This is a genomic window from Novosphingobium sp., from assembly GCF_031417815.1.
Classification (GTDB): Bacteria; Pseudomonadota; Alphaproteobacteria; order Sphingomonadales; family Sphingomonadaceae; genus Novosphingobium.
This window is the reverse complement of record NZ_JANOWI010000010.1, coordinates 59,303-86,204: the sequence shown is the minus strand read 5'-3', so window position 1 is coordinate 86,204 and position 26,902 is coordinate 59,303. Positions and strand designations below refer to the sequence as shown.

The window sequence follows — 26,902 nt, the reverse complement described above, 5'->3', positions numbered from 1 at the left end:
CAAGCCGATAGTGCCAGCTTGAACGGCAAGGGCAAGCGTTCAGTCGTGCTGCCAGCGCGCAATGAAGAACCCGTCGATCCCGCCCTGGCCCGCCAGCATGCCGGGATCGGTGCGCAGCCAGCCATCGGCGCTGGGTGCAATGCTGCCAGGCAGCTCGGCAGGCCCGATAGGCACGGGATTGAGCCGCACCCCGGCAGCCTGCGCCTCGCCCTCCTCACGCTCCAGCGAGCACACCGCATAGACCAGCTGTCCGCCCGGTTTCACCCAGCCAGCCGCGCGTTCGAGCAGGACCTTCTGAAACTCGGCCATTTCGGCGATCTGGCGCGGCCCGATGCGGTGGATCACATCGGGATGGCGGCGGCAGGTGCCGGTGGCGGTGCACGGCGCATCGAGCAGCACGGCATCGAACGGCGCGTCCGGCTCCCAGGTCAGTGCATCGGCCAGCACCGTTTCCGCTTCAAGCCCGGTGCGCGCCAGGTTCTGGGCCAGACGCTGGAGCCGTTTGGCGCTGTTGTCGAGCGCGGTAACCTGCCAGCCCGCCGCTGCCAGTTGCAAAGTCTTGCCGCCGGGCGCGGCGCACAGATCAAGCACGCGGCGGCCTTCCCCGGCGTCAAGCAGCCGCGCGGGAATGCTGGCCGCCAGATCCTGCACCCACCAGGCGCCAGCATCGTACCCGTCAAGATTTTCGACCGCCGTGCCGCGCGGCAAGCGCAGATGACCCGGCGCCAGTGACACGCCGCCCAGCCGCCCGGCCCATTCCGCCGTGGCCCTGGGATCGCGCAGCGACAGATCAAGCGGCGGCAGATCGCCCAGCCCCGCCGCGATTGCGGCAGCGCGTTCGCCCCAGCGCTGGGCCACGTCACGCGGCAGCGTCGGACTTTGCGGCAGCGTCACACCGCGCTTGCTCAGCGCCGAGAAGACCCCGTGCGCCAGCCGCCGCGGCCCGCCGATCAGCAGCGGCAGCCCGGTGGCGATCACCGCATGCGGCGGGGTTTCCAGCCGCAGCCAGCCAGCCAGCATCAGCCGCAGCACCGATCGTACTTTGGCATCATCGGCCAGTACCAGGCGGGTGGCGCTGTCGATCAGGGCATCCAGATCGGTCAGCCAGCGCAGCGCTTCACCAGCCAGCGCCCGGGCCAGCGCACGGTCGGCCTGGCCCTTGACGCCCAGCAAAGCCGCGTTCGCAGCCGCATCCAGCGTCTCGCCCCGGCGCAATACCGCATCGAGCGACTTGAGCGCACCCTTGCGCGCGGGCAAACCGGGAATATCCATTGCACGGCCCCTAGCCCTTGGCCCGCGCGCCCGAAAGGGCTATCTACGTCTCATGACCCAGCGCGCCACCAAACGGCCCCAGCCCTTCACCAAGCCCGCCCACTGGAGCAGTGATCCCGCGCCGCAGCCCGCGGCGGCGAAGGACGAGCCCGATCCCGCTGGCCTTTCCCCCACCCGCTATGGCGATTGGGTGAAAAAAGGCATCGCGGTGGATTTTTGAGATTTTTTGTATATACGTTATTGACGCAGTATAATTTGTGTGTATACGATAAACAATCAGGCATTGCCCGCGCCTGGAACTCGACAGGGCATATGATAGGAGCAGCGTGATGAATCGAAACGATATTGATCGCTTGGCAGCGGTCCACATGTGGAGTGGCTCCTGTGTAGATCGAGTACGATCCCGCTAAACGCGACGTAGTCCTTGCTGCACGCGGGCTTGATTTGGCGCGCTGCGGGGAAGCCTTTGATGGGTTTCATCTGACCAGGCACGATGACCGGTACAGAAATCAGGAATAGCGCTTTCGTTCGCTCGCCTTACTCGACGATACCGTAGTCATCATAGCGTGGACGCAACGAGGAAAACTGCGCCGCATTATTACGATGTGGAAAGCAAATGATCGAGAAAGACAAAGCTATCGCCTTGCTTGCGAGCGATCCGGATGAAATCAAGCCTGAGCTTGACGACGACTGGTTTGCCGAGGCCGATGCCTACATCGGCAGCAAGCTTGTGCGCCGGGGCCGCCCCAAGGCGGCGAATCCCAAGCAGCCGGTGTCGCTAAGGCTCGACCGCGATGTGATCGACTGGTTCAAACGCAAGGGCGAAGGCTGGCAGACGCGGATCAACGACGAACTGCGTAAAGCAGCAGGTCTCTAAAGCGCCACGAACCGCACTTTCAGCCCGTCCTTGGGCTTGGGGATCGGCCAGGGCTGCCATTTGGGAGCATAGCCGGGTTCGATTTCGATCCGGTAGCGGGTCAGGATCTGGGCCATCAGGATCTTTACCTGCATGTAGGCAAAGTGCAGCCCCAGGCACATGTGCGCGCCGCCGCCGAACGGGACCCAGGCATATTTGTGGCGCTTGGCCGCCGCTTCGGGCGTGAAACGCAGCGGATCGAACCGTTCGGGATCGGGCCAATACGCGGGATCCATATGCACCCCAGACGGGCTGATCCCAACCCCGGTGCCGGCCGGTATCCGATAACCGCCGAATTCAAATTCACGCAGCGCGCGGCGCGGGATCGAAGGAACTGGCGGGATCAGCCGCAATGCTTCCTTGAACGCCATTTCGGTCAGCTCAAGCTTGCCCATATCGTCATACATCAACGGGCGTCCGGCCCCTCCGGTTACCGCCAAGGCCTCGGCCCGCAGTTGGTCCTGCCATTCTGGATGCTTGGCCAAGAGCCAGACCAGCGAGGTGGCTGAAGAGGTGATGGTATCGTGCGCGGCCATCATCAGGAAGATCATGTGATCGACCACTTCATCAACCGGCAGCATTGTTCCGTCTTCGCGGGTGGCGGTGGCGAACTGGCTGAACATGTCTTGCCCGCCGCCTTCAGCCCGGCGTTTCAGCGCCTCGGCGGTGAACCAGCCGACCAGGAAATTGCGCCCGGCCACGCCCCGGCCCATCGCTGTAAACGGCAAGGGTTTGCGCACCACGCCAACTGCGGCCTGGACCATATCAACGAAAGCTTTGTTGATCGCAGTCGCTTCGGGGCCCAGCGGCACTCCGAGGAAACTGTCCGCCGCCAGATCGAGCGTAAGCTGCTTGATCGCTGGGTAAAACGGCATCTCGCGCCCGGCCCAGCCCTGCACTTGCGCGGCGATCCCCCGGTTCAGCGCATCGGTATAGTGCCGCATCGGAGCCGGCTTGAACGCGATCGAGAGCGCGCGGCGATCGGCCCGGTGATGATCGAAATCAAGTAGCATCAACCCGCGCGGGAACAGCAGATCAAGCACCGAACCCCAACCCTGCGCCGAAGAGAAGTTCTTGTCGCGATCGAACAGCACCAGCTCGTTGGCGTCAGCACCTGACAGCAGAACCGAGGTTCGCCCGAACGCGCGGTTGCGGAACACGTCGCCATAGGTTTCGCGCATGCGGGTGCCGAAACCGACCGGATCGGCCAGCAAAGGCAGCGTGTTGCCGAGGATCGGCCAGCCGTCCTCGCCCGGAATATGATCGAGCGCATGCTTGGGCTGATCCTGCGACCAGTGGGTGTATTGCGGAGCTTGCGGTGCGAGCGTGGCCATGGTTGTCCTCGTTACTTACACCGGTGTAACTTGTCTCGATCAGGAAATCCACCCCGCCAGTTCGCGCCGCACCAGCGCTTCCAGCATCGCCATCCCGGCCTCGCCCGCGTTGAGGCAATCGAGCGCTGCGAAATCCGTGCCGCCGGCCTCGACGAACTGCTCACGCCCGCGGATTGCCAGTTCCTCGCGGGTTTCAAGGCAATCGGCGGAAAAGCCCGGGGCGGCAATGGCAAGGCGCCTGGTGCCCTTCGCGCCTTCCGCCGCCAGAACCGCGTCGGTGGCCGGTTCGAGCCACTTGGCCCGGCCGAAGCGTGACTGGAAGGCCACTTCGACGCGCAGATCAGGGAAATCCCCCGCCAGCGCCTCGGCCAGCAGCCGCGCGGTCTTGCGGCAGTGGCAGTGATAGGGATCACCCAGATGCAGCGTGCGTTCCGGCATGCCGTGAAACGACAGCAGCAGCACTTCGGGGGTGAAAGCCAGGGCGCGCAACTGCTGTGCGATATCACCCTGCAAAGCCGCGATATGCGAGGGATCATCGTAGTAGGGCGGCAGGGTGCGCACCGCTGGTTGCCAGCGCATCGCAGCCAGCTGCGCACCCAGCGCGTCGATCACGGTGGCGGTGGTAGCGGCGGAAAACTGCGGATAGAGCGGCGCAACGAGGATCCGTTCGCACCCGGCATCCTTCATCCGCTGCAATTCGGCGCCCAATGCGGGATTGCCATAGCGCATCCCCCACGAGACCATGACGCCCTGCCCCAGCTGGTCCTGCAAGGCAGCGGCCTGCGCCTTGGTGATCGCCGCCAGCGGTGAGCCGTCTTCGCTCCACACCTGGGCATAGGCATGGGCGCTTTTACGCGGCCGGGTGTTGAGGATGATCCCGTTGAGCACCAGCCACCACAGCGCACGCGGAATTTCGACCACGCGCCGATCCCACAGGAATTCCTTGAGATAGCGGCGCACGGCGCGCGCATCTGGTGCATCGGGCGTGCCCAGGTTGACCAGCAGGACGCCGATCCGCGGGGGCCGTATCGCAGGATGATCAGACGGCAACATTATGCTTGTTCCGCGGTAAGCGGCAGGTGGTGCAGCCGCACCGAACCCGCCGAAAAAAGTGCATTGGCGATCGCCGGCGGGGCCACCACGGCCCCCAGTTCGCCCGGATCAAACGGTTCGCCGCCCGCTTCAATGAAATCAACCAGCACTTCGGGGCAATCGGCCAGTTGCGGCAGGCCCAACATGCCAAGCCGGGAAGTGGTGGGCAGGCCATTGGTGTAGCTGGTGCTCGATCCACTGGCGAGGCCCATGCCGAACAGCAGCCCGCCTTCGATCTGCTGGCGCGCGATATCGACATTCACGATCCGCCCGATATCGACCACCGCGGTCAGCGTGTCGACGCGCAGGCCGCGATCATCGCGCCGCGCGCTGGCCACCACCGCGATCCGTCCGATACGGTCATCCAGCTGCATCTTCCAGCAGGCCAGCCCTTGCCCGCTACCGGCCCCGCCGCCGCCCCATTGGGCCAGCGTTGCTGCACGTTGCAGGCAAGCGGCCAGGCGCTGATCGCCCGCCAGCATGGTCATGCGATAAGACAGCGGCTCGCGCCGGGCGCGCTGCGCCAGTTCATCGATAAAAGTTTCGACCAGGAACGCGCCGATGGCGTGCGAATTGCCGCGCATCCGCGTGGTCGGCAGTCCGATCTCGACCGGAACGTGCTCGATCTTCAGGTTGGCGATGCCATACGGCGGAATCAGCCCTTCGCCCGCCAGCCGATCCGATGAGGATTGCAGGAACAGCGCATCCTTTCCGCTCCGCTGGTCGAACAGCCGCCCGCCCAGCTCGCGCGTGCTGGATGGCATGGCAAGCCGCAGCCCCAGCGCCACCAGCGATCCATCGGGCGCGGTGCGCGCCGATAGCACCGCCTGTGACGGCGCGCGCGGACGGCCGGCAAGATGTTCCTGCCAGCGCGACCAGGTCAGCTGCACCGGGCGGCCCACGTCTTTCGCGATCAGCGCGGCTTCGAGCGCGTGATCGCTGTCCAACCGGGCATCGAAGCTGCCGCCCGCGGCAACCGGATAAAACGTCACATCGCCCGGCGCCAAATCGAGCGCGGCCGCTGCGGCCAGCCGCAGGGCCTGCGGAGCCTGACTGGCGGCCCACAGTTCCAGCCGGCCATTTTCGAACCGGGCCGTGGCACTGGCGGTTTCCACCCCGGCGTGGAGCGCAGGCGCAATCGTATAGAGCGCAACGTGATCGAATTTGCTCTTCAGCCAGGTATCGGGATCGCCCACCGTTGCCACCCGGTCGGCAGCGCCCGACCGCAGCGCCTTGCGCAGGGCGGCGCCAATCGCTTTGCTATCGGCGCGATCACCCACTGCAAATTGCGGGGCGATGCGGGCCAGCGCCTGCTCGGCTGACCACCAGTTGTCAGCCACTGCGGCCAGCCAGTGCGGCCCGGCAACGGTCTTGATGAAGCCCGGCATTCCCTTGGCCCTGGCGGCATCGAATGTGCCGAGCCGCACGGTGCCGATCGGCCCGTGGCGGATCGCGGCGTGGACCATATCGGGCAGCCGCACATCGCTCGCAAAAGTGTGGCTACCATCGACCTTGCTGGGCAGATCAAGCCGGACAAAACGCAATTGTGCGCCCGGCGGCATGTCGGCGGCGCGTTCCTGCGGTGCCATGGCGCGCAGCACCGGCGGATCTGGCGGGCTGTAATCGGCTGCGGCATCCAGCAGCGCGGCAAACGGCAGGCGCTTCCTGCCGTGGAGGATGAAGCCGTCCTGCGCTTCGCATTCTTCCCACTCTACGCCCCATTTCGCCGCCGCAGCCTGCGCCAGCACCGCCCGCGCGCCTGCTGCTGCGGCGCGGGCCGCCAGTTCGTGCGCGGCCAGCGATGTGCCATCGGCGGTTACAACGAAGGCATCGTTTTCGGCCATGCGCCGCGTCAACAGGCCATCGGGCGCATCGGCCAGCCCCGACAGCATCGGCAGCCACAGCTGCGACCAGCGCGCCGCCAGCACCGGATTGCCATAGGCCCCACTGACCGGCGCCGGTTCCACCGCCATCTGCCGCCAGTCTGCGCCCAGCTCCATCGCCACGATCTGCGGGATCAGGGTGGTGATCCCCTGCCCCATCTCGAGGTCGGGCACGGCCACGCTGACCACCCCGTCCTTGCCGATCTTGAGCCAGGCATCGAAGGCATATTCGCCTTCACCGGGGTGCAGCGGCGGCGCGAACTGACGCGGGGTCAACGCCCAGGCGGCAATCAGCCCGCCGGCCGCCCCCATCCCCAGCAAGATTCCCCGGCGCGTAAAAGCCATCTGCGCGTTCCTAACCCAAGCTCAGTGATTGTCGAGCCAATCGGCAACCTGCACGGCGATCCGCGCAAAGGCTTCGGCGGTCGGGCCTTCACCGGCAGCAGGCGGCGTTCCGGCATCGCTGGCCTCGCGGATCGCCAGTTCAAGCGGAATGCGGCCGAGAAAGGCCATATCGAGGCTGCGCGCGGCCGCTTCGGCGCCGCCGCTGCCGAACGGATCAGACACTTCGCCGCAATGCGGGCAAACGTATCCGGCCATGTTCTCGATCATCCCGATCACCGGAACCTGCCCTACTTCGAACAGCTGGATCGCACGGCGCGCGTCGATCAGCGCCAGATCCTGCGGAGTCGAAACGATCACCGCGCCGGCCGGCTTGTAGCGCTGCAGCATGGTCAGCTGGACATCGCCGGTGCCGGGCGGCAGATCGACCACCAGCACATCGGCATCGCCCCATTTCGCGACGATCAGTTGTCCCAGCGCATTGCCCGCCATCGGCCCACGCCAGGCGATCGCCTTGTCCGGCTCGATCAGCTGGCCCATCGACAGCAGCGGCACCCCCCATTTGGTCGGTACCGGGATCAGCTTGTCACCCTCGGCCCGGGGCTTGATCCCTTCGCCGCCCAGCAGGCGCGGTTGCGAGGGGCCATAGATATCGGCATCGACCAACCCGACCTTGCGCCCCATCCGCGCGAGCGAAATCGCCAGGTTCGCCGCGACAGTACTTTTGCCGACCCCGCCCTTGCCCGATCCGACCGCGATGATCCGGCGGCGCGGCTTGTCGGCGACCAGCGCCACCCGCACTTCGGCCACCCCCGCCGTGCTGCCGAGGACGGCCTTGACCTCGTCCTCCAGCGCGGCGCGGGCAGCGCTATTCAGTCCGCCCGCGTCGAGCACCGCGAGCGCGCGACCATCGGTAAATTTCAGCGATTGCAGGCGGGCCTGGACATGCGGCGGCAGCGCAGCGCGCAGCTCTTCGGAACGGTCAGTCATCGCGGCTGCCTGTAGCAAAGAAAAAAGCGAAGTGAGCCACTGTTTTTGTGGTCTGAGCCGCTTATAAGCAGCCGCATGGATGCAAAGGACCCAAACCAGCGCCCCCGGCCACTCGCAATGGCGCGCGGCAAGAGCCCGTGGGGCGATGGCAGCGGTGAGCGCGACGAGGACAAGGCCAAGCCCGCCGAGGCCGCGGCGGCGGCGGACGAGCTTGAGCCTAAAAATCCCTGGCTGGGCCAGGACGAAGACCCGCGCCCGCGCCGGTCGGCCAGCATCGAGGATATCCTGCGTCAACGTCCGGGCGGTGCCGGGCGGTTCAAGGCCAGCTGGATCAGCTTGCTGCTGGCGGGGCTGGTGGCCGCGTGGATTGCGGCGTCAAGCGTTCATGTGCTGGAACGCGACGAACGCGCGCTGGTGCTGACCATGGGGCGCTATTCGCACACGATCGGTCCGGGCCTCAGCCTGACCCTGCCGTGGCCGCTGCAATCGGTGATCCGGCGCAATGTTGGTGCCGATCAACTGACCGTGGTGCCCGACAAGGACGGCGAGACGCTGATGCCGACTCGCGATGGCGAACTGATCGACCTTGGCTTTCGGGTGCGCTGGCGGATTTCCGATCTGAAGGCTTTCGCCTTCAACTTCCCTGAGGGCGAGGCAGCGATCCGGCGGCTGGCCGATGCCCAGGTGCGCGCCGCGGTCGCCGAACTGCCGTTCAAGGCCACCTATGACGGGGCTATGCGCGGGCAGCTGCAATTGCGCGCCGCACAGCGCATGCAGCGTGTGCTCGATGCGTGGGGTGCCGGGGTGACAGTGGTCAGCATCGAACTGGTGCGCGTGGCCCCGCCGGCGCGGCTCACCGAGACGTTCCAGAAGATCGACAAGGCCCGCGAAGAAGCCCGCCGCAACCGCGAGAACGACGAAGCCTGGCGCCAACAGGAGCTGGGCAATGCGCGACGCGAGGCGGCTGAATTCGAAAGCGTCTATGCCCAGTATCAGGTGGCCCCGGCAATCACCCGGACCCGCATCTATTATGAAACGATGGAGCGGATCCTGCGCGCCAATCCGGTGATCGTCGGTGCCACCGCGCCGCTTAATGCCCCGCCGTCTTCCCCCAAGGCAGATGGGAAGCAGCCATGACCCGCCAAATCGCAACCAACCGCGTGCTGTGGTTTTTTGCCGCGCTGGCCGTGTTGCTTGCCGCCTCAAGCGTGGTGGTGGTGGACGAGGGCGAGCAGGTTGTGATCGCGCGGCTGGGCGAACCGGTGCGCGTCGCCAACCGCTTCCGCGCCGGGGGGCCTAGCGGGGCAGGGGTCGTGTTCAAACTGCCGTTCATCGAACAGGCGATACACCTTGATCGCGGGCTGAAGGGTTATTCGGCCGGCAACCAGAAGGTGCGCAGCGGCGATGCGCAGGACCTGCTGGTCGACGCCGATGTGACGTACCGGATCATCGATCCGGTACGGCTGGTGAACCGGCTGGGATCGCCCGAACGGCTTGATGGCGAACTGGGATCGCTGGTCGGCGTCATTCTCGGCGGGCGGCTCTCGCCGCTTTCCGCGGCCGAGATCGCGTTGCCGGGCAGCGGCGGTGCGGCGCCGTTGCTGCGCGCAGATCTGGACAGCCGCACCCGCGCGCTGGGCGTGCAAGTGGTTGATTTCCGGATCGGACGGGTCATGCCGGGCGATGCCGCGCTGCAGCTGGCCTATGATATCATGCAGGGCCGACACCTGCGCGAAGCCGATGAAGTGGCCGCCCGGCAAATCGCCAGCGCCCGTCAGACCCGGGCCCAGGTGGCCGCAGAAACCGCCGGAATCATGCAAGCAAGCGCTGGCAAGGATCCCGAATTCTACGATTTCTGGCGCGCGCTGCGCAGCTACACCTATGTGTTCGAGAACCCGGACCCAAAAAACCCGCCCTCTATCGTAATTCCGCCCGGCAGTTCCTATTTGCGCCACTTCAACGGCCAATAGGCATTCAATCCCGGTTCAGGCGAAACCGGGTGGAATCCGACCGGGCGGGACGTGAACGAAATCAGAGAAAGAGGATCACCACGTGCGATACGCTTATGGAGTGACCAGTGCCTTGCTGCTTGGCGGTGCCGCGCTTTCGCTGGTGACGGGCCTGCCCGCCGGGGCCCAGGTGGCACAGAACGACGACGCCCAGATGCGCGGCGTGGTGCCGCGGCCCGGCGCGCCCGAAAGCTTTGCCGATCTGACCGCCCAATTGCAGCCCGCGGTGGTCAACATCGCGGTGCGCCAGAAGGTTGAGGTGCCAACCTCGCCGCTCGCCCAGATCATGGGCCGGGGCGGACAGGCACGGCTGGCCGAAGGGGCCGGATCGGGCTTCATCATTTCAGCCGATGGCTACATCGTCACCAACAACCACGTGATCAGCCTGGATCAGCAGGGCGTGGCCGACAACATCTCGGTCAAGCTGGCCGATGGCACCGAATATACCGCGCGCCTGATCGGCCGCGATACCGACAGCGATATTGCGCTGCTCAAGATCGATGCCCCCGCGCCGCTGCCGTTTGTGAAATTCGGCGATTCGGGCAAGGCGCGCGCCGGGGACTGGGTGATCGCGATCGGCAACCCGTTCGGCTTTGGCGGCACGGTAACCTCGGGCATCATCAGCTCGGTCAATCGCAGCACCGGCAACGGCGCTTACAACCACTTCATCCAGTCCGACGCCTCGATCAATTCGGGCAATTCGGGCGGGCCGATGTTCGACATGCGCGGCAACGTGATCGGCATCAACAACTGGATCGTTGCGCCATCGGGCGGCAACGTCGGGATCGGCTTTGCGATTCCTTCCGATACCGCCAAGCCGATCGTCGCCAAGCTGATGAGCGGCAGGGCGATCGAGCGCGGCTTCCTGGGTGTGCAGATCCAGCCGATTACCGACGACATCGCCGATTCGCTGGGACTGCCGCATGACCGCGGCGAACTGGTCCGCGCGGTGCCGGCCGGGATGCCGGGGGCCAAGGCCGGGGTCAGGCCGGGCGACATCGTGCTCAAGGTCAACGGCATTGATGTGACCAACGACCGCACGCTGTCCGCGATTGTCGCCGATATCGCACCGGGCACTGCAATCCCGCTCGATATTCTGCGCCAGGGCAAGCCGGTCAGGCTGACCGCGGTGGTCGCCCGCCGCCCCAGCCAGCAGGAAATGGCGCAAAGCATCGGCCCGGGCCAGTCGCAGGGTGATCCGCTGCAGAACGCCAAGGGCCAGGGTCTGGCCGGGGCAGCTCTGGGGCTGCAGGTGCTCGACATGAACCCCGACATCGCGATGCAGTTGCGCGTGCCCGGATCGACCCGCGGCGCGGTGATCGCCGATGTCGACAGCGCATCGGACGCCGCCAACCGCGGGTTGCAGCGCGGCGATATCGTGGTTTCAGCCAATTTCGCGCCGATCACCGGCACGGCCGGGCTGGATGGCGCGATCAATGGCGCGAAAACAGCGGGCCGGCCCAGCGTGACGCTGGAAATCCAGCGGTCGGGCCAGCCGGGCACGATCTTCGTCGCACTGCGGCTGCGCAGTTAGAGCAGCACCAGCGCGAAACCGAGTGCGGCGACAAAGCTGGCAAGGGTGGCGGTGACGACCGGCACCGCCGCCTTCCAGCCCATCTGCAACAGCAGATCCATGCGGCTGCGCATCGCGGTGGCGGTCACCGCCAGCAGCAGCAGGCCCTTCGACAGGATCAGGCCATTGTCCACCACCGGCCGTGGAATGGCCACCATGCTGCCCAGCGCAACCACCCCCAGAAAAGCCAGGATGAACCACGGCAGCGCCAGGCGTTGCCAGATGCCGCCGGTGCCCGCGCCTTCAGCGGGGCCGATCCACAAGCTGGTCAAGGCCACGATCGGCGCGAGCATGGCAACGCGTGAAAGCTTGACGATCGTGGCATAGTTGCCGGCCGGATCGGAAAAGGCATAGCCGCCGCCCAGCGCCTGCGCGACATCGTGGATCGAAGCGCCGATCAGGAACCCCGCCTGCCCGTCGGACAGGCCAAATTCGCCCGCCAGCACCGGATAGACCGACATCGCAAAGGCGCTGGCCAGTGATATCCCGACCAGGGTCAGCGCGAACTGCGCCTGGCTGAGACGGTCCTTGCCGATCACCCCATAGAGCGCCAGCGCGGCGCTGGCCCCGCAGATCGCAGTCGCCCCGCCCGCCAGGATCCCGGCATAGCGCGATTGCCCGGCGATCCGTGCGCCGGCCATGCCCGCCGCCATGGTGACCGCCATGACCACGCCCAGCGCGGCAAACGGTGCGGGCCCAAGGGCCGCGACCTGCCCTGCCGTTACCTGCAGGCCAAGCACCACGATCCCCCAGCGCAGGCAGGTGCGCGAGGCGAAATCGAGCCCGGCGTGGCTGCGCGGATCGTGGCTGATGAAATTGAGCGATAGGCCCACCAGGAGGCCCAGCAGGATGATCGGAAAGCCATAGTGTTCGGATAGCCAGGCCGCGGTTGCCGCCCCCACCGCGCACAGCGCAAGGCCCGGAAACAGCGACGGCTTGAGCGGTTCGGCGCGGGCTGACGCTTCCGACAGGTGGATTTCGCCGAACAGATCGCCGCCATAGGGCAGCTGGTCCCAATCGATACTGCGGCGCGGCCCGGTGCCGGGTTGTTCGTTCATCTGTCCCCCCTTGGTCAGGCTCTTTGCCGCATGGCGGGGACGATGGCAAAGCCCTATCGCGAGGAAATTCCCCAACAGGCAGACTGGACAGCGCGGCTGCGCAGCATAAGTTATAAGCGAAAAGGAAACTGGCATGTGTGACGATCTGACCGCGTTCGATGAAGAACAGACGCTTGCCGACAAGGGCCTGACCCGCCGTACCTTCGCCGGGCTCAGCGCCGCCGGCCTGCTGGGTGCCTGTACCACAATGCCCGCAGACGGCACCGCCCCGGCGCTCAAGGAAACCGCAGTTACGGTGCCGACCGGCGATGGCAGCGCTGATGCGTTCTTCATCCACCCCGCCAAGGGCCGCCATCCGGCGGTGATCATGTGGCCAGATGTGGCCGGCCTGCGCGAGGCATACCGGCAGATGGCCACACGGCTGGCGGCAGCAGGCTATGCCGTGCTGGTGGTCAACCACTATTACCGCCACGCCAAGGCGCCGCTGATCGCCACCATGTCCGAATGGCGCACCCCCGCCGGACAGGACAAGCTGAAGCCCGCCATCGCCACGCTTTCGCCCGCGAACACCGTCAAGGACGCAACTGCGTTCGTCGCCTGGCTCGACAAGCAGGGCGCGGTCGACAAGCGCCGCAAGATCGGCACGCAAGGCTATTGCCAGACCGGATCCTTTGCGGTCCGCATCGCCGCCGCGCTGCCCGGCCGCGTCGGCGTGGCCGCGTCGTTCCACGGCGGCGGACTGGTCACCCCTGCGGCTGACAGCCCGCACCAGCTATTTGCGAAGTCAAAGGCCGCATTCCTGATCGCGATCGGCAAGAATGATGACGCCCGCGCGCCCACTGACAAGGACGCGCTGCGCGCAGCGGCCAGCGCCGCGGGCAAGACCGCCGAGATCGAGGTCTACAACGCCGATCACGGCTGGTGTACGCTTGATGCGCCCAGCTATGACAAGGCCGAGGCCGACCGCGCCTGGGGGCGGCTGCTGAGTTTCTACAAGGAGCTTTAGGAAGCGGCCGAAGGCGCGCCGGCGGGCTTGGCACCCTTGGGCTTAACCAGCATCAGCACCTCGTCGTATAGCGCGAGGAGGTGACTGTCGTACCACTGGTCGAGCACGCATCTGACCCGTCCGAAGAACGGCGGCACGTCTTCGAGCACATAGTGCCCGCTCGATCCGCCGCCGTCCTGCGGATTGTGCATCCGCGGCAGTTCGACCACGAGCGCCTGAGCTTTCAGATAGGCGGCAATTTCGTCGACATGCTGTTTGAGTGCCATGCGGCGGCCATCGGCGCTTTGTCCGCCGCTGCGGGCCATGCCCAGCTCTTCCTTGGCCTTTTCAATCAGGCCGTTGAGATAGACATAGATCCGGTCCATGTTCTCACGCTTGAGCGAGACCATGGTATCGACATAGTCTTTCTGGACGCGCAGCGCGGCGGTTTCGGGATGCTCGCTGCCCCAGAAGCCTTGCGAGAACTCTTTGGGATTTTGCTGGATCATGCCGCTTCCATTAGCCGGGGCATGGTTACTATCGCGTTAAGCCAACCGGTTTCGCTTGCCCGCCGTCCCCCAGCCGCTAAGCTTAGTTTTCTGATTTACGACGAGGGTTGGAACGATGGTCGGTACTCTGCTTGCCCTGCTGGGGTTGGTGTTCATACTTCTGCTGATGGGGGTCCGCGTGGTTCGCCAGGGCCATGTCTATACCATTGAACGGCTGGGCAAGTTCACGCTGGCGGCCGAACCGGGGCTGCACGTGCTGATCCCGTTTTTCGACCGGGTGGGCCACAAAGTCAACGTGATGGAACAGGTGCTGGATATTCCGGGCCAGGAAATCATCACCCGCGACAACGCGATGGTCGGCGTTGATGCGGTGGTGTTCTTTCAGGTGCTCGATGCCGGCAAGGCCGCCTATGAAGTCTCCAACCTCTATGTCGCGATCATGCAGCTGACCACCACCAACCTGCGCACCGTGATGGGCAGCATGGACCTTGATGAAACGCTCTCGCGCCGCGACGAGATCAACGCCAAGCTGCTGCAGGTGATCGATCACGCCACCGAACCGTGGGGGGTCAAGATCACCCGGATCGAGATCAAGGACATCCGTCCGCCCGCCGATATCTCCAACGCGATGGCGCGGCAGATGAAGGCCGAACGCGAAAAGCGCGCCAACATTCTTGAGGCCGAAGGGTTCCGCCAGGCCGAAATCCTCAAAGCCGAAGGCGAAAAGCAAGGCGCAATCCTTTCGGCCGAGGGCCGCAAGGAGGCCGCTTTCCGCGATGCCGAGGCGCGCGAGCGTTTGGCCGAGGCCGAAGCCCAGGCGACCAAGGTGGTATCCGAAGCGATCGCCACTTCGGGCACCCAGGCACTCAATTACTTTGTCGCCCAGAAATATACCGAAGCAGTCGCGGCCTTTGCCACCTCGCCCAACGCCAAGACCATCCTGTTCCCGATTGAAGCGACCCAGCTGATCGGTTCGATCGGCGGGATCGGCGAACTGGTCAGGGACGCGCTCGGCAAGAAGGAAGGATAGGGCAATGGCCTGGCTCGATACCGTCTCGTCGCACTGGCTGTGGCTGGCGCTGGGGCTGCTGCTGGCGATCGCCGAGATCACCATCCCCGGCCTGTTCCTGATCTGGCTGGCGGGTGCCGCGCTGATCACGGGCGTGGTCGCGTGGCTGGCGCCGATCGGGATGCCGCTGCAAATCGTCCTGTTTTCGGTGCTGTCGGTGGTTTCGGTATTCATCGGGCGCAGCTATCTGCGCAGCAATCCGATCGAAAGCGCCGATCCCATGCTCAATCACCGCGGCGCACAGGCGATCGGGCAGGTGGTGATGGTCACACAAGTAATCACGGCGGGCCGCGGCCGGGTCAAGCTGGGGGACAGCGAATGGATCGCAGCTGGCCCCGATGCCGAGCCCGGCACCCGCATGAAAGTCACCGCAACCGAAGGCGCGGTGCTGGTGGTCGAGCATCTGCACTGATTTTACACATTGCCCCCATTAACCCTGCGCGTCCATAGCCCTAACGCGGACGCTGCACGGGAGGAATACGCTAAAGCCCATGGCCAGGTCTGATATCCGGCGCTCTGCCCCCCAGCCGCGCGGCGGCAAGCCATCGAAGCCGCGGCCAGGCGGTTGGCGGCTGTTCTTTCGCCGCCTGTTCGTGTGGAGCTTTTCGCTCGCGCTGATCGGGGTGCTTTCGCTCGCGGTCGCGGTCGGCCTCGCCGCGCAGTCGCTGCCCGGCTACGATCAGCTCAAAGCCAGCCAGAACGAGCAGATGATCGTGGTGCGCGCACGCGATGGCACGCAGATCGTCTCGCTTGGCCCCAGTTACGGCAAATGGCTGCCCAGCGGCCAGATCCCGCAGGTGATGAAGGACGCGATCCTTTCCACCGAAGACCGCCGTTACTACAGCCACATCGGGGTCGATCCGGTCGGGATCGCGCGCTCGTTCTATGTACGCTATCGCGATGGACGCTTCCGCCAGGGCGGATCGACCATCACCCAGCAGCTGGCGCGCACCGTATTCCTCAACAATTCGCGCACTTTCGCACGCAAAGTGCGCGAAGCGGTGCTCGCGCTGGCGATCGAATGGAAGTTCTCCAAGGACCAGATCCTCGAACTCTACCTCAACAAGGTCTACTTCGGCGGCGGCGCTTACGGCGTGGATTCGGCTGCCCGCAAATTCTTCGGCCACCCCGGCGACAATCTGTCGCTGCCCGAAGCCGCGATCATTGCCGGGCTGGTCAAGGCACCTTCGCACTATGCCCCCACCGCCGACGCTGCGGCCGCAGTGGGCCGGGCGCAGGTCGTGCTTGGCCTGATGGAAGAGAACGGCAAGGTTGCACCAAGCGCAGCGCGTGCGGTCGATTTCAAGGCGATCAAATTTGCCCAGGAAGGCGGCCAGAATGCGGTCCGCTATTTCACCGATTGGGCGCTGCCGCAGCTCGATATGCTGCTGGGCGACAATACCAGGCCGATCGAAGTCTGGACCACGCTCGACATCAGATTGCAGAACACCGCAGCGGCGGCGATCAGGAACAATGCGCCCGCCGGGGCGCAAGGCGCGCTGGTCAGCATGGACCGCGACGGGGCGGTGCTGGCGATGGTCGGCGGCACCGATTACGTCACCTCCAACTACAACCGCGCGATCAATGCCGTGCGCCAGCCGGGTTCGGCGTGGAAGTTGTTCGTTTATCTCGCCGCGCTGGAGGCTGGCTACACCCCGGCGACCGAAGTGGTGGATGAACCGGTGACGATCCAGGGCTGGAGCCCGCAGAATTCGGGCGGCGGCTTTGCCGGCAAGATCGATGTGCGCACCGCTTTTGCCTATTCGAAGAACACCGTGGCGGCGCAGCTTGGCAACGAAGTGGGCTTCTCATCGGTCGCATCGATGGCGCGGCGGTTTGGCATCACCACCCCGATTTCGACCGTACCTTCGATGGTGCTGGGATCGAACGAAGTGCGCGTGATCGACATGACCCGGGCTTTCGCCGCAGTCTCCGCGCGCGGCAGATCGGTCGAACCCTATGGGATCATCAAGGTGACCACCACCGACGGCGAACTGCTTTACCAGCATGAGACCAAGGGCAGCACGCAGCTGGTGCCTGAAAACGTCGCCAACGGCATCACCGATCTGTTGCAGAGCGCGGTGGCAATCGGCACCGGCCAGGCCGCGCAGATTGGCCGCCCGGTGGCCGGCAAGACCGGCACCACATCGTCCAACAAGGACGGCTGGTTCCTTGGCTTTTCCAGCGGGATCACCACCGGCGTGTGGATGGGCCGCGATGACAACCGCCCGGTCAACGGACTGCAAGGCGGGCACGCCCCGGCGCGTGCCTTTGCCGCATATATGAGAGTCGCCGTGGCGGGCCGACCGGTTGAAAAGTTCCAGACCGAAATGGTCGCGCCGGCGTGGCAGCTTTCAGCCGATGACCAAGGCCAGTTCAGCGGCAGCCCCGACGAATACTATTATGTCGATGAGAACGGCAATCTGATCGAACCGCCAGGCACTTCGGCCACTTCGCGGCGCCAGACACCACCAGGCGATGAACCCGCCGCTGGGCCGGACGACGCCGATCGCAACGGGCTTGAGCCGGTCGACGCGCCGCCAGCGGCCAGTGACGACTTCCTCGACAAGGCAACGGGCCGCGATAGCGGCGACGGCGCGCCGCCGAACTAGATCACGAAGTCGAGTATCGCCGGCAGCGGCGGGCGCCGGCGGTGCGCCACCATCGTATCGTGCAGCGCGCTGATCTGAACCGAGCCGGTGCGCACGAACAGGAACGGCAGGACGGCGTGGATCAGGCAGGCGATGCCGCCCAGGATCATCCGCAAGCCGAAACTCCCGGCCACTGCCAGGTGCTGGCCATAGCTTTCGCCGACGGCGGCCGGATGCTGGGTAAACAGGTGCTTGATGGCCATGGCTTGCCTCCCCGAAAGCGATGCGGTTGACGTGCGTGCAAGATACGGCGAACTTTCGTAAATTTCATCACCTAAATTCTGGCAATATCGCTTTGATGCGGTTATTCTATCCCAATGAATGATGCTTTTCCGCAACTGGATGCGATTGACTGGGCAATCCTTGGCGTCGTCCAGCGCGATGCATCGCTGCCGGTGCACGAAGTGGGGGACCGGGTCGGGCTGTCCGCCAACGCCTGCTGGCGGCGGATCAAGCGGCTCGAGGACAGCGGCATCATTGCCCGGCGCGTCGCGCTGGTTGATGCCGCCAAGCTGGGCCTTGCCACCACCGTGTTCGTGGCGATCCGCACCCAGCGGCACGATCCCGCCTGGCTGGAAGCGTTCAGCAAGGGCGTTGCGGCAATCGACGAGATCAGCGAATGCCACCGTATGGCCGGCGACGTCGATTACCTGCTCAAGATCGTGGTGCGCGATATTGCCCACTATGACCGGATCTACCGCAAGCTGATCGCCGCGGTGCCCGATCTGGCCGATGTCAGTTCCAGCTTTTCGATGGAAAAGATGAAGGCGACCACCGCGCTGGCGCGGCCAGCCTAGAAATCGGCGACGAGTTGCAGTGCGATCGAACGCGGGGCGGAATAGGTCCAGCCGCCGCTGGTGGAGACCTGCCAACCGTAATTGTCGAACAGGTTGAGCACTTGCGGCCGGATCAGGAAGCTGCCGCCGGCGGTCTTGATCCGGTAACGCACGCCCAGATTGATCACTGCGCGCGGCGGGGCGAACAGCGTGTTGGCAGAATTTCCGACGCGGCTTGACCAGCCTTCCACTGTCATGTCGAACGACAGCGGGCCATGGCCCTCGCCCAGCCGCCAGTCGAGTGTCACAAAGGTGTGGCTGCGCACCTGGCCAAGCGGGCGCGGACCGATCTGGCCGCTTTCCACCGCCTCGCCCGCAATTTTCGGATCGAGCAGCATCGTTCCGCCAACCACGCTGAGCCCGGGCACGATCTGCCCGGTAAGCGACAGCTCGATCCCGCGATTGGTCAGATCGCCCAGCTGGCGATAACGCAGCGCCGGATCGAGATTGTAGTAAGGCTTGGTGATGCTGAACGCGCCCGCCACCAGCGTCAGTTTGGGGCTGAGCGCCAGCTTGATCCCGGCTTCGATCTGGCTGGTGCGGATGGCCGGCGGCGCTTCCGAACGATTGATCGCTACGTCGGGTGCGATCAGCGCTTCTTCGAGCCCGCGCGATGCCCCGATATAGAGGGTAAGGCGCGGCAGCACGCGGTAGGAAGCCGAGAGGTTCCAGGTGATCGGCCGGTCATCGATGCGCGGATCGGCCAGCAGCGGATCGGCAAAATCGATCGCCTTCGCATAGCTGCCGCGCGACAGCCCGGCATCAATGATCAGCCCGGAATCGCTGACCAGGCTCCACCCGATCCCGGCGGTAAGCTGATCCACCTGGTCGCGGTTCTTGGCACCGATCAGGATGGCGGGGCGGGCAAATTCGGTGCGGCTGGTCAAATCGCCAGGGCCGAGATTGAAACTGGCCACCCCGCCGAAGCGGCGCACCTTGTGCCGCCCGCGCAAGGACACAATCACCTGCTGGCTGGTCCCGCCGCGCTTCCAATGTTTGATCAGGCGCAGCTCGCCCGAGATCGAACTGTCGAACGCGCCGCGATCGGCGATGATGCGGTGCCCGGTGCTGGTCCCGTCAGCCTGGACCCCGGTGTAGAGATCGGCATAGGCCTGGTGGTAATCGCGCCGGGCATGGAACAGCCCGCTTTCCAGCCGCAACCCATTGCCGAGCGGGGTGCGGACGACCCCGCCCCATTGCCAGCTATCGCTATCGCGCCCGGTCCACGGCTGGCTGAGGTCTTGCCCGCGTTCGAGCACTGGCGGGCCGGCGGTTCCGGCCAGGAACAGCGTCGGGCGGGCTTCATCGCTGCGTGAACGGAAATCGCCGACGAACAGGATCACGTCGGTGCCGGGCGAAGGCCGGAACGCCAGTGATCCGCCAAGCGCGTTGAACGTACCATCTCCGCCTTCAAAGCGGTGTGCATTGCGAAATCCCGCCCCGCCCGAAATACCCAGCCGTGCGCCGTCGAGCGGTTGCTTGAATTCGAACGAGCCGCCCAGCCCGGTGGAGAACGAATTGCCCAGTTCGAGATTGAAGCTGTAGCTGGCCTTGTCGCGCGGCTGGGTGAGGCCATAGTCGACAAGGCCGGTTGGCGCGGGGAAGGCAAAGCGCTGCGAGGCGATGCCGACGCGGATCGTGTTGCCATCGATTACCCGCTGCGAAATCCGGTCCACCTGATCGAAGTACAGGCCCTCGATCCGGACATTGCCCGCGTCGACCGGGTTGAACCCGCGGACATCGTCGGAATTGTAGATCCCGCTTTTGTCGTTACCCACCGAACGGCCGAAGGCATCGCTCGACTGGGTGGCGGCGTTTTCGTCGGCACGCTGCGCCCACGCGCACTGCGGCACAAAGACTACACATGCGGCGCAAGCCGCGGCCCCCAGTTGCAAATCAAAACGCATATGTCGCCCATACCGATTATGGGCGGCGTGAAAAGCCCCTTATACCAGCCTGCACTGATCCTGACCCATGAGGATTGCCCTTTCCCGTTCGCTGGCAAGGAACAGTCGAAGCTACGATGTGGTTTATCGTGGCGAGGCTGCGACGAAGTCCAGCGGGCGGGAAAGGGCACCCGGAGGCGGGTTCTGGCGACCCTCGGACAGCGTCGCGCGCTCGTGACGATGAACCACATCGCCACTTCGTGTGCTCCTTGCCGAGAACCGCCAGAACCCGTCCTCATGGGTCAGGATCAGTGTAGTCTGGTATTATGCGTCGCCGCGTTCAGCCGGGTCCTCGTGCAGCCAGGCCGCGTGTCGCGGCGCGCGCTTGGTCGCGGCCCATTCGTTGAGCATGGCCGGCGCGATGGCGCGCAGTTCGGCATACTGATCGGGGGTGCCGATGTTGCAGGCCAGTTCCAGCCGGTGACCATTGGGATCGAAGAAATAGATCGAGCGGAAGATGCCGTGATAGGTCGGCCCGATCACTTCGATGCCCTGCGCTTCGATATGCGCCTTGGCGGCAAGCAATGCGTTGAGATCCTCAACCTCGAACGCAAGATGCTGGACCCAGGCCGGGGTGTTGGGATCCTTGCCCATGTCAGGCTGCTGCGGCAGTTCGAAAAAGGCCAGCACATTGCCGCCGCCGCAATCGAGGAAGACGTGCATGTAGGGATCGTCCTCACCGGTCGAAGGGACCTTGTCCTCGCTGAACGCGGTCACGTATTCCATGCCGAGGGTGCGCTGGTACCAGTCCACCGTTTCCTTCGCGTCGCGGCAGCGATAGGCGACGTGGTGGATGCGCTTGAGGGCAGGTGCGGTGTTCATTCGGTAGCTCCTTCAACCTGAAGCGCGCCGCGGCGGATCTGGTCGCGCTCCATCGATTCGAACAAGGCGGTGAAATTGCCTTCCCCGAACCCTTCGTCCTTCTTGCGCTGGATGAATTCGAAGAACACCGGGCCGACCTGCGTTTCGCTGAAGATCTGCAGCAGCAAACGCGGATCGCCATCCTTGGTCGAGCCATCAAGCAGGATGCCGCGCCGCTGCAGTTCGGCCACCGGCTCGCCGTGGCCAGGCAAACGCTCGTCCAGCATCTCGTAATAGGTTGCGGGCGGCGCGCTCATGAACGGAGTGCCGATTGCCATCAGGCGGTCCCACACGGCCAGCAGATCATCGCAGATGAAGGCGATGTGCTGGATCCCTTCGCCGTTGTAGGCGCGCAGAAATTCGTCGATCTGGCCGCCGCCAGCCTTGCCTTCTTCGTTCAGCGGGATGCGGATCTTGCCATCGGGCGCGGTCATCGCCTTGCTGGTCAGGCCGGTATATTCGCCCTTGATATCGAAAAAGCGAATTTCGCGGAAACCGGCGATCCGTTCATAAAACGCCGCCCAGTGCGCCATCCGTCCGCCATAAACGTTGTGAGTCAGGTGATCGATCAGGTTGAGGCCTGCACCCACCGGGTGGCGATCGATGCCCGGTTCGTAGACGAAATCGATGTCATAGATCGACAGGTCATCACCATAGCGGTCGATCAGATAGATCATCGATCCGCCGATCCCGCGGAATGCGGGCAGGCGCAGTTCCATCACCCCGGTGCGGCTTTCAACCGGCTCGGCCCCGCGCGCGATAGCTTCGGCATAAGCCCCCGCCGCATCGCGCACCCGCCAGCCCATCCCGCAGGCCGAAGGGCCGTGTTCCTGCGCGAAATACCACGCCGGGCTGTGCTGCTCGTAATTGGCGATCAGGTTGATATCGCCCTGGCGCCACAGTTGGACGTCCTTCGAGCGATGGCGGGCAATCTGCGTGAAACCCATGGCCGCGAAAGCCGGTTCGAGCAGGCCTTTTTCCGGGGCGCAGAATTCGACGAATTCGAAGCCATCAAGGCCCAGCGGGTTTTCGAACAGATCGGCCATGGGAGAAAGACTCGCGTGGGAGGACTGGTTGCAAATGCAACTAGTTTGCCGCCACGAAAAGTCAAGTCAATGCGCGGCGATCCGTTCGCGGTAATGGCCAAAAAGCTGTTCGAAATGACCCCGCATGGTTTGCACTTCGCCAGTATGGCTGCGCGGGAACCCTTGCTCAGCGAGCGCACGGATCGTCTGCGCCAGGGCCTCGGGATCAGCGCTTTTGTAAGTCACGCCCGCGCCGCCATCGGCCTGTTCGGCCGCGCCGCCGCGATCCGGCACCACCACCGGCACCCCGCTGGCGCGTGCTTCGGCCGCGGCCAGGCCAAAGGTTTCCGCCTCGCAGCCGTGGACCAGCGCATCGCTGCTGGCGAGGATCGCGGCAAAGCGCGGCCGGTCGCGCACCGGATCGAGCAGCTTGATATGCGGATCGGTGCCGATTGCGGCGCGCACTTCGGCTTCCTTGCGCCCGCCGCCCAGCAGGATCAGGCCGAGCGGGCGGTCTTTGGCGGCGCGGCGCACGGCCTTGATCACCATCGGCCAGCGCTTTTCCCCCGCGAGCCGCCCCACCCCGATCAACAGCCCGGCACTTTCGGGCAAGCCGAGGTCAGCCAGCAGCTTTGCCCGCAGTGCCGGATCGCGGTTGGCGGGGGAGAAGACGCCTTCGTCAACCCCCATCGGTTCGCAGCGAATGTTGGCCACCCCGCCCGCCTGCATCCGTCCGGCCAGATCGCGGCTGGCGCAGATCACGCTGTCATAGCGTGCACTTAACGCGCGGATATGTTGCCAATAGGGCGCGAACAGCCGGTCAGTGGCCGCGCGCGGCAGCAGCGGATCGCACCAGCGATAGGCATAGGCGCTCAGCGGATCGGCGTGCAGGAACAGTGCCTTGGCCACATCGGGCCGCCAGTTCGCCACCCACGAAGGGCTGCGCCACGGCGACGAGCATTCGACCAGATCGGGCCTTAGCCGATCAAGCGCGGCCTGCAGCGCCGGTTGATCGGCAAAATACCAGTAGTTCTTGTCCACCGCGAGCCGCGGCGAAGGGATCGTGATCAGCTGGGCCCCCGGACCAAAGTCGATCACCGCGTGCTCATCGCCCGGAGCCAGCACCGTGATCCGCGCGCCGAGGTCCGGCCCGATCCGCAGCTTCTGTTCGGCATAGGTCTTCACCCCGCCGCCGTGCGGGGTGTAAAATGCGCAGACATCGACCAGGTGCAACCGCTCAGCGCCCGACCGGCCCGACGCCCAGCCCGTTCTTGTAGTTGAGCACCACCGAGACCCGTGAGACCCCGCCCGAACGCACCACCACGCGGGTTGAACTGGCTTTGGGCTTGGACCAGCCCAGTTTGGGATTGCTGGCAAAGCCGATGCCATCGACCTTGTAGTTGAACTTGCGGTCCATATCGCGATCATGCAGCACCACCAGCGAATAGGTGCCGGGGCCGGGAATGCGGATGCACAGCACCGCCGCGCCGCTTTTGGGCGGGGGTGCCTCAACCCGGCGGAACACCTTGCCAGCGGCGACCAGCACGTTGTCATCAGCCAGGAAATCCGTGTCGTTGGGCGGATAGACCTCAACCTTGATCTGTCCGGCGCGGTCCTTGAGACCGGCCGCTTCGACCAGCAGCGCCGGGCCTGTTTCTCCGGGGCGGCAGCGCCCCTCGGCCTTGCCCAGATCGGGGCTGGAACGCAGCGCCGGCCCAGCGGCCAGCAACAGGGGCAATGCCGCAAGGGCAGCAATCGGCTTCATTTCGTCTTCTCCGTATCGATCAGGCCCAGCAGGCCAAAAACTGTCCCGACGGCGAGATGCGTGACCAGCAGCAGCACCGCCATCATCGCCATCAATGCCGCAACCTGCGCGCCGTTGCCAAGCAGCAGCACGGTCAGCCCGGCAAATACCACGTCCTTGTTGGGCATCAACGGCAGCCGTGAAATCAGCTGGCGCAGCGTCGCCAGCACCAGCCACATGGTCAGCGCGACGGCGGGCAGCACCGCGTGCCACATCACCGCCGACAGCAGCAGCACCGCCGCGATCCGCACCACATGCACCGCCGCAATGAACGCCAGTTCGCGCTGCGGCAGGGTGAACAGCTTTTGCCGGAACAACAGGATCGCCAGCGAGGTCAGCAGCACCACGCCCAGCGCCGCAAAAGCCGTCTGCCCCTGCAGGCCCAGCTGTCCGGCCGAAACATAGGGCCAGGCCAGCGCCAGCATCACCAGCGTCGCCAGATTGCCGGCCAGCGCAGAGAGGATCGTAATGTCCTTGATCGCGGCGAACGGCGCATTATCGACTCTGCCGCGCGCGCGGACCCACGCATAGAATTGCGCCTCGCCCAGATAGCCCAGCAGCAGCTCGTTCGAGACCAGCTTGCGCAGCAGCGCCCCAAATCCCGCAGACGGGAAATGCCACAGCCGCCGGTAGATTACCCATTCGCTGATCGGCAGCGCCAGATAATAGCCGGCAAAGGCCAGCCAGAACACCGGCGAAAGCGGCAACAGCCGCAGCAGCGCTGCCAAATCGAGATCGCGGAACTGAAGCGCCACGGCGATCAGCAGCGCCAGCGAAACCGCCATGCTGGCCAGCGCCGCCCAGCGATTGCCGCCGCGGCTTTCGCTTTGCGGCGCGCTCATCGCGGGCTGCGGCCTGGCGCGGAGCTGGGCTGCACCTTCGCCATTGCCAGCGCGGCGAACAGCGCACGATAGCGGGTGGCCGCGGCGGCGATGCGGAATTTCGCCACCGACGCGCGCGCGGCGGCGGGATCGAACGGAATCGCCAGCACCGCCTCCATCGCCTCGGCCAGCCGTTCGGGCGAACGGGTCGGCACGAGCTTGCCGTACTGGCCATAGCCAAGCAGTGATCCCATCGACACGCTGCAATCGGTGCCGGCAATCGGCAGCCCCGCCGCCAGCGCCTCGATCACCACCGCAGGCACGCCCTCATAGTCCGACGAAAGCACCAGCGCCGAAGCGGCAGCAAGGTACGGTGCGGGATCGGTATGGCCGGGCATGGCCAGCCGCCCGGCAATGCCAAGTTCGTTCGCCAGCCGCTCCAGCTTGCCCCGATCCGGCCCTTCGCCGACGATTGTCAGCCGCGCATCGGCGGGGAGCAAGGCGAAGGCGCTGAGCAGGTTGGCAAAATTCTTCTGCCCGGACAGCCGCCCGATGGCGAGGTACTGCAGCGCGCGCGGTCCTCCTGACGGACGCGGCAGGGCGAGGAGTGCCTGATACTGGCCTTCTGCCAGCGCCGGATCCTCGATGATGCTGATGCGGTCATCGGCCACACCGGTGCATTCGGCGATTTCGGCCCGCATCGGCTCGGCCATGCCGACAAAATGGTCGATAAAGCGCCGCTGCACCGCCAGCCAACGGCGATAGCACCAACGTGCCGGGGCGGGCAGATTCATCCGGTAAAGGTCATTGCTGATCTTGATCGCCAGTGGCGGACAGCGCCGCCCCAGCAGCATCTTCATCACCACCGCGACCACCGCATAGGTGTTGCCGCCAGCGAAGACGACGTCGGTGGGATTGTGCCGAAGATGACGGTAAAGCCGCCACATCATCCACAGAGTCTCAAAGCGGGCGGTCGGCACCGGTTCGTGTTCAAGCGCGTAATCGAGCTTTGGCGCGGTTGCTGCCATCGCCCCGTCCTCGCGCCCCAGCACCACGGTGACTGCAACGCCGCCCGCCGCCCATGCGGCGCACAGGTTCAGCGCCACCCGCTCCACCCCGCCCGGTTCAAAACTGTGGATCGGCACCGCGATCCGGAGCGGCCCGTTCATGCGGATCGCGTGAGCAGATCGGCATAGCGGCCCGCCGGACGGCGCGCCGCGAAAGCCTTGAAGGTTGCGGCAATGCTGCCCAGCAGTGCAGGCACCGCCGTATCGCCAGGATGCACCGCGATCCGCATCACCTTTTGCGGGTGCAGCGCATGGCGCGCCAGCCCCGCGACCATGCGCGAAGACAGCTGACGCGGCAGCGAGCGGCTCGCCCAGGTGATCACCGGGCCTTTGGCCAGCACCTTGCCGCTGGCCGGTTGCCAGACTTTCATATGGTCTTCAGCCAAAGCGAAGCCGCTGGTCGCCAGCGCCTCCATCGCGCCTTCGCCATAGAGCCACGCAGGCGCAATGAACCCCGCCACTGCGCGCCCCGTCGCATCCTCGATCAGCTTGCGGCCATCGGCCATGCGCTGGGCTGCGACTGCGCGCGACAGGCCGAGGAACTCACCCTCGCCCGCGGTCATATGCTTTGCCTTGAAGGCCGCCGCGCCGCTGTGCTGCGCCAGGTCCTTGTGGAACCAGCCGTGGACGAACATTTCGGCGCCGCTATCCGCCCAATCGCGCAAGCGGCGCTGAAACGCGGCGTTCCCGGCCAGCGGTGCCTCGCTCCAGTGATCGGGCACCACCAGCATGGCGAATTTCGGCCCGCCGAGAATGCCGGACATGAGCTCGGCCAATTGATCGACCTCACGTTCAAAGCGCGGGCCGACATCGTGGATCGAGGCGAGGAGGAGTTTGGACATCTTGAAACTGCCCATAC

26 protein-coding genes are annotated in these 26,902 nt (G+C 65.3%); 10 read left to right on the top strand and 16 right to left on the bottom strand.

What is annotated here, in order from left to right; all coding sequences use genetic code 11:
* Positions 1-39: 39 nt before the first annotated feature.
* Positions 40-1,272, bottom strand: a complete 1,233-nt coding sequence (locus RMN99_RS02425) for an RsmB/NOP family class I SAM-dependent RNA methyltransferase (protein ID WP_309621700.1) — start codon at positions 1,270-1,272, stop codon at positions 40-42.
* A 52-nt stretch (positions 1,273-1,324) separates the two neighbouring features.
* Between RMN99_RS02425 and RMN99_RS02420 the strand changes: the two genes are divergently transcribed.
* Both RMN99_RS02420 and RMN99_RS02415 read left to right on the top strand, forming a co-directional pair.
* Positions 1,325-1,492: a DUF1674 domain-containing protein gene (locus tag RMN99_RS02420; RefSeq protein WP_309621699.1), complete on the top strand. Its 168-nt coding sequence runs from the start codon at positions 1,325-1,327 to the stop codon at positions 1,490-1,492.
* A 396-nt stretch (positions 1,493-1,888) separates the two neighbouring features.
* Positions 1,889-2,149 carry a BrnA antitoxin family protein gene (locus RMN99_RS02415; protein ID WP_309621698.1) on the top strand — a complete coding sequence of 87 codons (261 nt, stop codon included), beginning with the start codon at positions 1,889-1,891 and terminating at the stop codon, positions 2,147-2,149.
* On the opposite strand, the gene RMN99_RS02410 is transcribed toward RMN99_RS02415, so the two are convergent.
* From RMN99_RS02410 to RMN99_RS02395, 4 genes are read right to left on the bottom strand one after another with little or no spacing between them, the layout of a single operon-like run.
* On the bottom strand, positions 2,146-3,522 hold the full coding sequence (locus RMN99_RS02410) for a cytochrome P450 (RefSeq protein WP_309621697.1): 1,377 nt from the start codon (positions 3,520-3,522) through the stop codon (positions 2,146-2,148). The two genes, RMN99_RS02415 and RMN99_RS02410, sit on opposite strands and share 4 nt — an antisense overlap.
* A gap of 39 nt (positions 3,523-3,561) precedes the next feature.
* A complete protein-coding gene (hemH, locus tag RMN99_RS02405) occupies positions 3,562-4,575 on the bottom strand; it encodes a ferrochelatase (protein ID WP_309621696.1) in 1,014 nt (337 codons plus the stop codon).
* A complete protein-coding gene (locus RMN99_RS02400; RefSeq protein WP_309621695.1) occupies positions 4,575-6,842 on the bottom strand; it encodes a molybdopterin cofactor-binding domain-containing protein in 2,268 nt (755 codons plus the stop codon). The genes hemH and RMN99_RS02400 overlap by 1 nt, the downstream gene beginning before the upstream one ends.
* A gap of 21 nt (positions 6,843-6,863) precedes the next feature.
* Positions 6,864-7,829: an Mrp/NBP35 family ATP-binding protein gene (locus RMN99_RS02395; protein WP_309621694.1), complete on the bottom strand. Its 966-nt coding sequence runs from the start codon at positions 7,827-7,829 to the stop codon at positions 6,864-6,866.
* Between the two features lie 117 nt (positions 7,830-7,946).
* On the opposite strand from RMN99_RS02395, the gene RMN99_RS02390 reads away from it, so the two are divergent.
* The 3 genes from RMN99_RS02390 (at position 7,947) to RMN99_RS02380 (ending at position 11,372) form a co-directional block, all read left to right on the top strand.
* Positions 7,947-8,966, top strand: coding sequence for a protease modulator HflK (locus RMN99_RS02390; RefSeq protein WP_309621693.1), 1,020 nt, complete (start codon positions 7,947-7,949; stop codon positions 8,964-8,966).
* On the top strand, positions 8,963-9,799 hold the full coding sequence (locus RMN99_RS02385) for an SPFH domain-containing protein (protein WP_309621692.1): 837 nt from the start codon (positions 8,963-8,965) through the stop codon (positions 9,797-9,799). The genes RMN99_RS02390 and RMN99_RS02385 overlap by 4 nt, the downstream gene beginning before the upstream one ends.
* Positions 9,800-9,881: 82 nt before the next feature.
* Entirely contained in the window at positions 9,882-11,372 is a 1,491-nt protein-coding gene (locus RMN99_RS02380; RefSeq protein WP_309621691.1) for a Do family serine endopeptidase, read from the top strand.
* Here the strand turns inward: RMN99_RS02380 and RMN99_RS02375 are convergent.
* Positions 11,369-12,469: a putative sulfate exporter family transporter gene (locus tag RMN99_RS02375; RefSeq protein WP_309621690.1), complete on the bottom strand. Its 1,101-nt coding sequence runs from the start codon at positions 12,467-12,469 to the stop codon at positions 11,369-11,371. The genes RMN99_RS02380 and RMN99_RS02375 overlap by 4 nt on opposite strands.
* Before the next feature lie 133 nt (positions 12,470-12,602).
* Here RMN99_RS02375 and RMN99_RS02370 point away from each other — a divergent pair, with 133 nt between their 5' ends.
* A complete protein-coding gene (locus RMN99_RS02370; protein ID WP_309621689.1) occupies positions 12,603-13,475 on the top strand; it encodes a dienelactone hydrolase family protein in 873 nt (290 codons plus the stop codon).
* Here RMN99_RS02370 and RMN99_RS02365 read toward each other — a convergent pair.
* Positions 13,472-13,963, bottom strand: coding sequence for a hypothetical protein (locus RMN99_RS02365; RefSeq protein ID WP_309621688.1), 492 nt, complete (start codon positions 13,961-13,963; stop codon positions 13,472-13,474). The genes RMN99_RS02370 and RMN99_RS02365 overlap by 4 nt on opposite strands.
* Before the next feature lie 115 nt (positions 13,964-14,078).
* Between RMN99_RS02365 and RMN99_RS02360 the strand changes: the two genes are divergently transcribed.
* The 3 genes from RMN99_RS02360 (at position 14,079) to RMN99_RS02350 (ending at position 17,644) form a co-directional block, all read left to right on the top strand.
* Positions 14,079-14,993 (top strand): SPFH domain-containing protein, encoded by a 915-nt coding sequence (locus RMN99_RS02360; RefSeq protein ID WP_309621687.1) that lies wholly within the window; start codon positions 14,079-14,081, stop codon positions 14,991-14,993.
* Positions 14,994-14,997: 4 nt separating this feature from the next.
* On the top strand, positions 14,998-15,444 hold the full coding sequence (locus RMN99_RS02355) for an NfeD family protein (protein WP_309621686.1): 447 nt from the start codon (positions 14,998-15,000) through the stop codon (positions 15,442-15,444).
* Between the two features lie 79 nt (positions 15,445-15,523).
* Positions 15,524-17,644, top strand: a complete 2,121-nt coding sequence (locus tag RMN99_RS02350; RefSeq protein ID WP_309621685.1) for a PBP1A family penicillin-binding protein — start codon at positions 15,524-15,526, stop codon at positions 17,642-17,644.
* On the opposite strand, the gene RMN99_RS02345 is transcribed toward RMN99_RS02350, so the two are convergent.
* Positions 17,641-17,886 (bottom strand): DUF6356 family protein, encoded by a 246-nt coding sequence (locus RMN99_RS02345; protein ID WP_309621684.1) that lies wholly within the window; start codon positions 17,884-17,886, stop codon positions 17,641-17,643. The genes RMN99_RS02350 and RMN99_RS02345 overlap by 4 nt on opposite strands.
* Positions 17,887-18,000: 114 nt before the next feature.
* Between RMN99_RS02345 and RMN99_RS02340 the strand changes: the two genes are divergently transcribed.
* On the top strand, positions 18,001-18,480 hold the full coding sequence (locus RMN99_RS02340) for an Lrp/AsnC family transcriptional regulator (RefSeq protein ID WP_309621683.1): 480 nt from the start codon (positions 18,001-18,003) through the stop codon (positions 18,478-18,480).
* Here the strand turns inward: RMN99_RS02340 and RMN99_RS02335 are convergent.
* From RMN99_RS02335 to RMN99_RS02300, 8 genes are all read right to left on the bottom strand, one after another.
* Positions 18,477-20,372 carry a TonB-dependent receptor domain-containing protein gene (locus RMN99_RS02335; protein ID WP_309621682.1) on the bottom strand — a complete coding sequence of 632 codons (1,896 nt, stop codon included), beginning with the start codon at positions 20,370-20,372 and terminating at the stop codon, positions 18,477-18,479. The two genes, RMN99_RS02340 and RMN99_RS02335, sit on opposite strands and share 4 nt — an antisense overlap.
* Before the next feature lie 357 nt (positions 20,373-20,729).
* Positions 20,730-21,287, bottom strand: coding sequence for a VOC family protein (locus RMN99_RS02330; RefSeq protein WP_309621681.1), 558 nt, complete (start codon positions 21,285-21,287; stop codon positions 20,730-20,732).
* Entirely contained in the window at positions 21,284-22,372 is a 1,089-nt protein-coding gene (hppD, locus tag RMN99_RS02325; protein ID WP_309621680.1) for a 4-hydroxyphenylpyruvate dioxygenase, read from the bottom strand. Before hppD ends, RMN99_RS02330 begins: the two co-directional genes overlap by 4 nt.
* 66 nt (positions 22,373-22,438) lie before the next feature.
* Positions 22,439-23,584: a glycosyltransferase gene (locus tag RMN99_RS02320; protein ID WP_309621679.1), complete on the bottom strand. Its 1,146-nt coding sequence runs from the start codon at positions 23,582-23,584 to the stop codon at positions 22,439-22,441.
* 4 nt (positions 23,585-23,588) lie between these two features.
* A complete protein-coding gene (locus RMN99_RS02315; protein WP_309621678.1) occupies positions 23,589-24,116 on the bottom strand; it encodes a DUF2141 domain-containing protein in 528 nt (175 codons plus the stop codon).
* The gene (locus RMN99_RS02310) at positions 24,113-24,997 is read right to left on the bottom strand and encodes a hypothetical protein (protein WP_309621677.1); all 885 of its coding nucleotides are present in this window, start codon (positions 24,995-24,997) and stop codon (positions 24,113-24,115) included. The genes RMN99_RS02315 and RMN99_RS02310 overlap by 4 nt, the downstream gene beginning before the upstream one ends.
* Entirely contained in the window at positions 24,994-26,145 is a 1,152-nt protein-coding gene (locus RMN99_RS02305) for a glycosyltransferase (protein WP_309621676.1), read from the bottom strand. Before RMN99_RS02305 ends, RMN99_RS02310 begins: the two co-directional genes overlap by 4 nt.
* The gene (locus tag RMN99_RS02300; RefSeq protein ID WP_309621675.1) at positions 26,142-26,885 is read right to left on the bottom strand and encodes a polysaccharide deacetylase family protein; all 744 of its coding nucleotides are present in this window, start codon (positions 26,883-26,885) and stop codon (positions 26,142-26,144) included. Before RMN99_RS02300 ends, RMN99_RS02305 begins: the two co-directional genes overlap by 4 nt.
* Between the last annotated feature and the right edge of the window lie 17 nt (positions 26,886-26,902).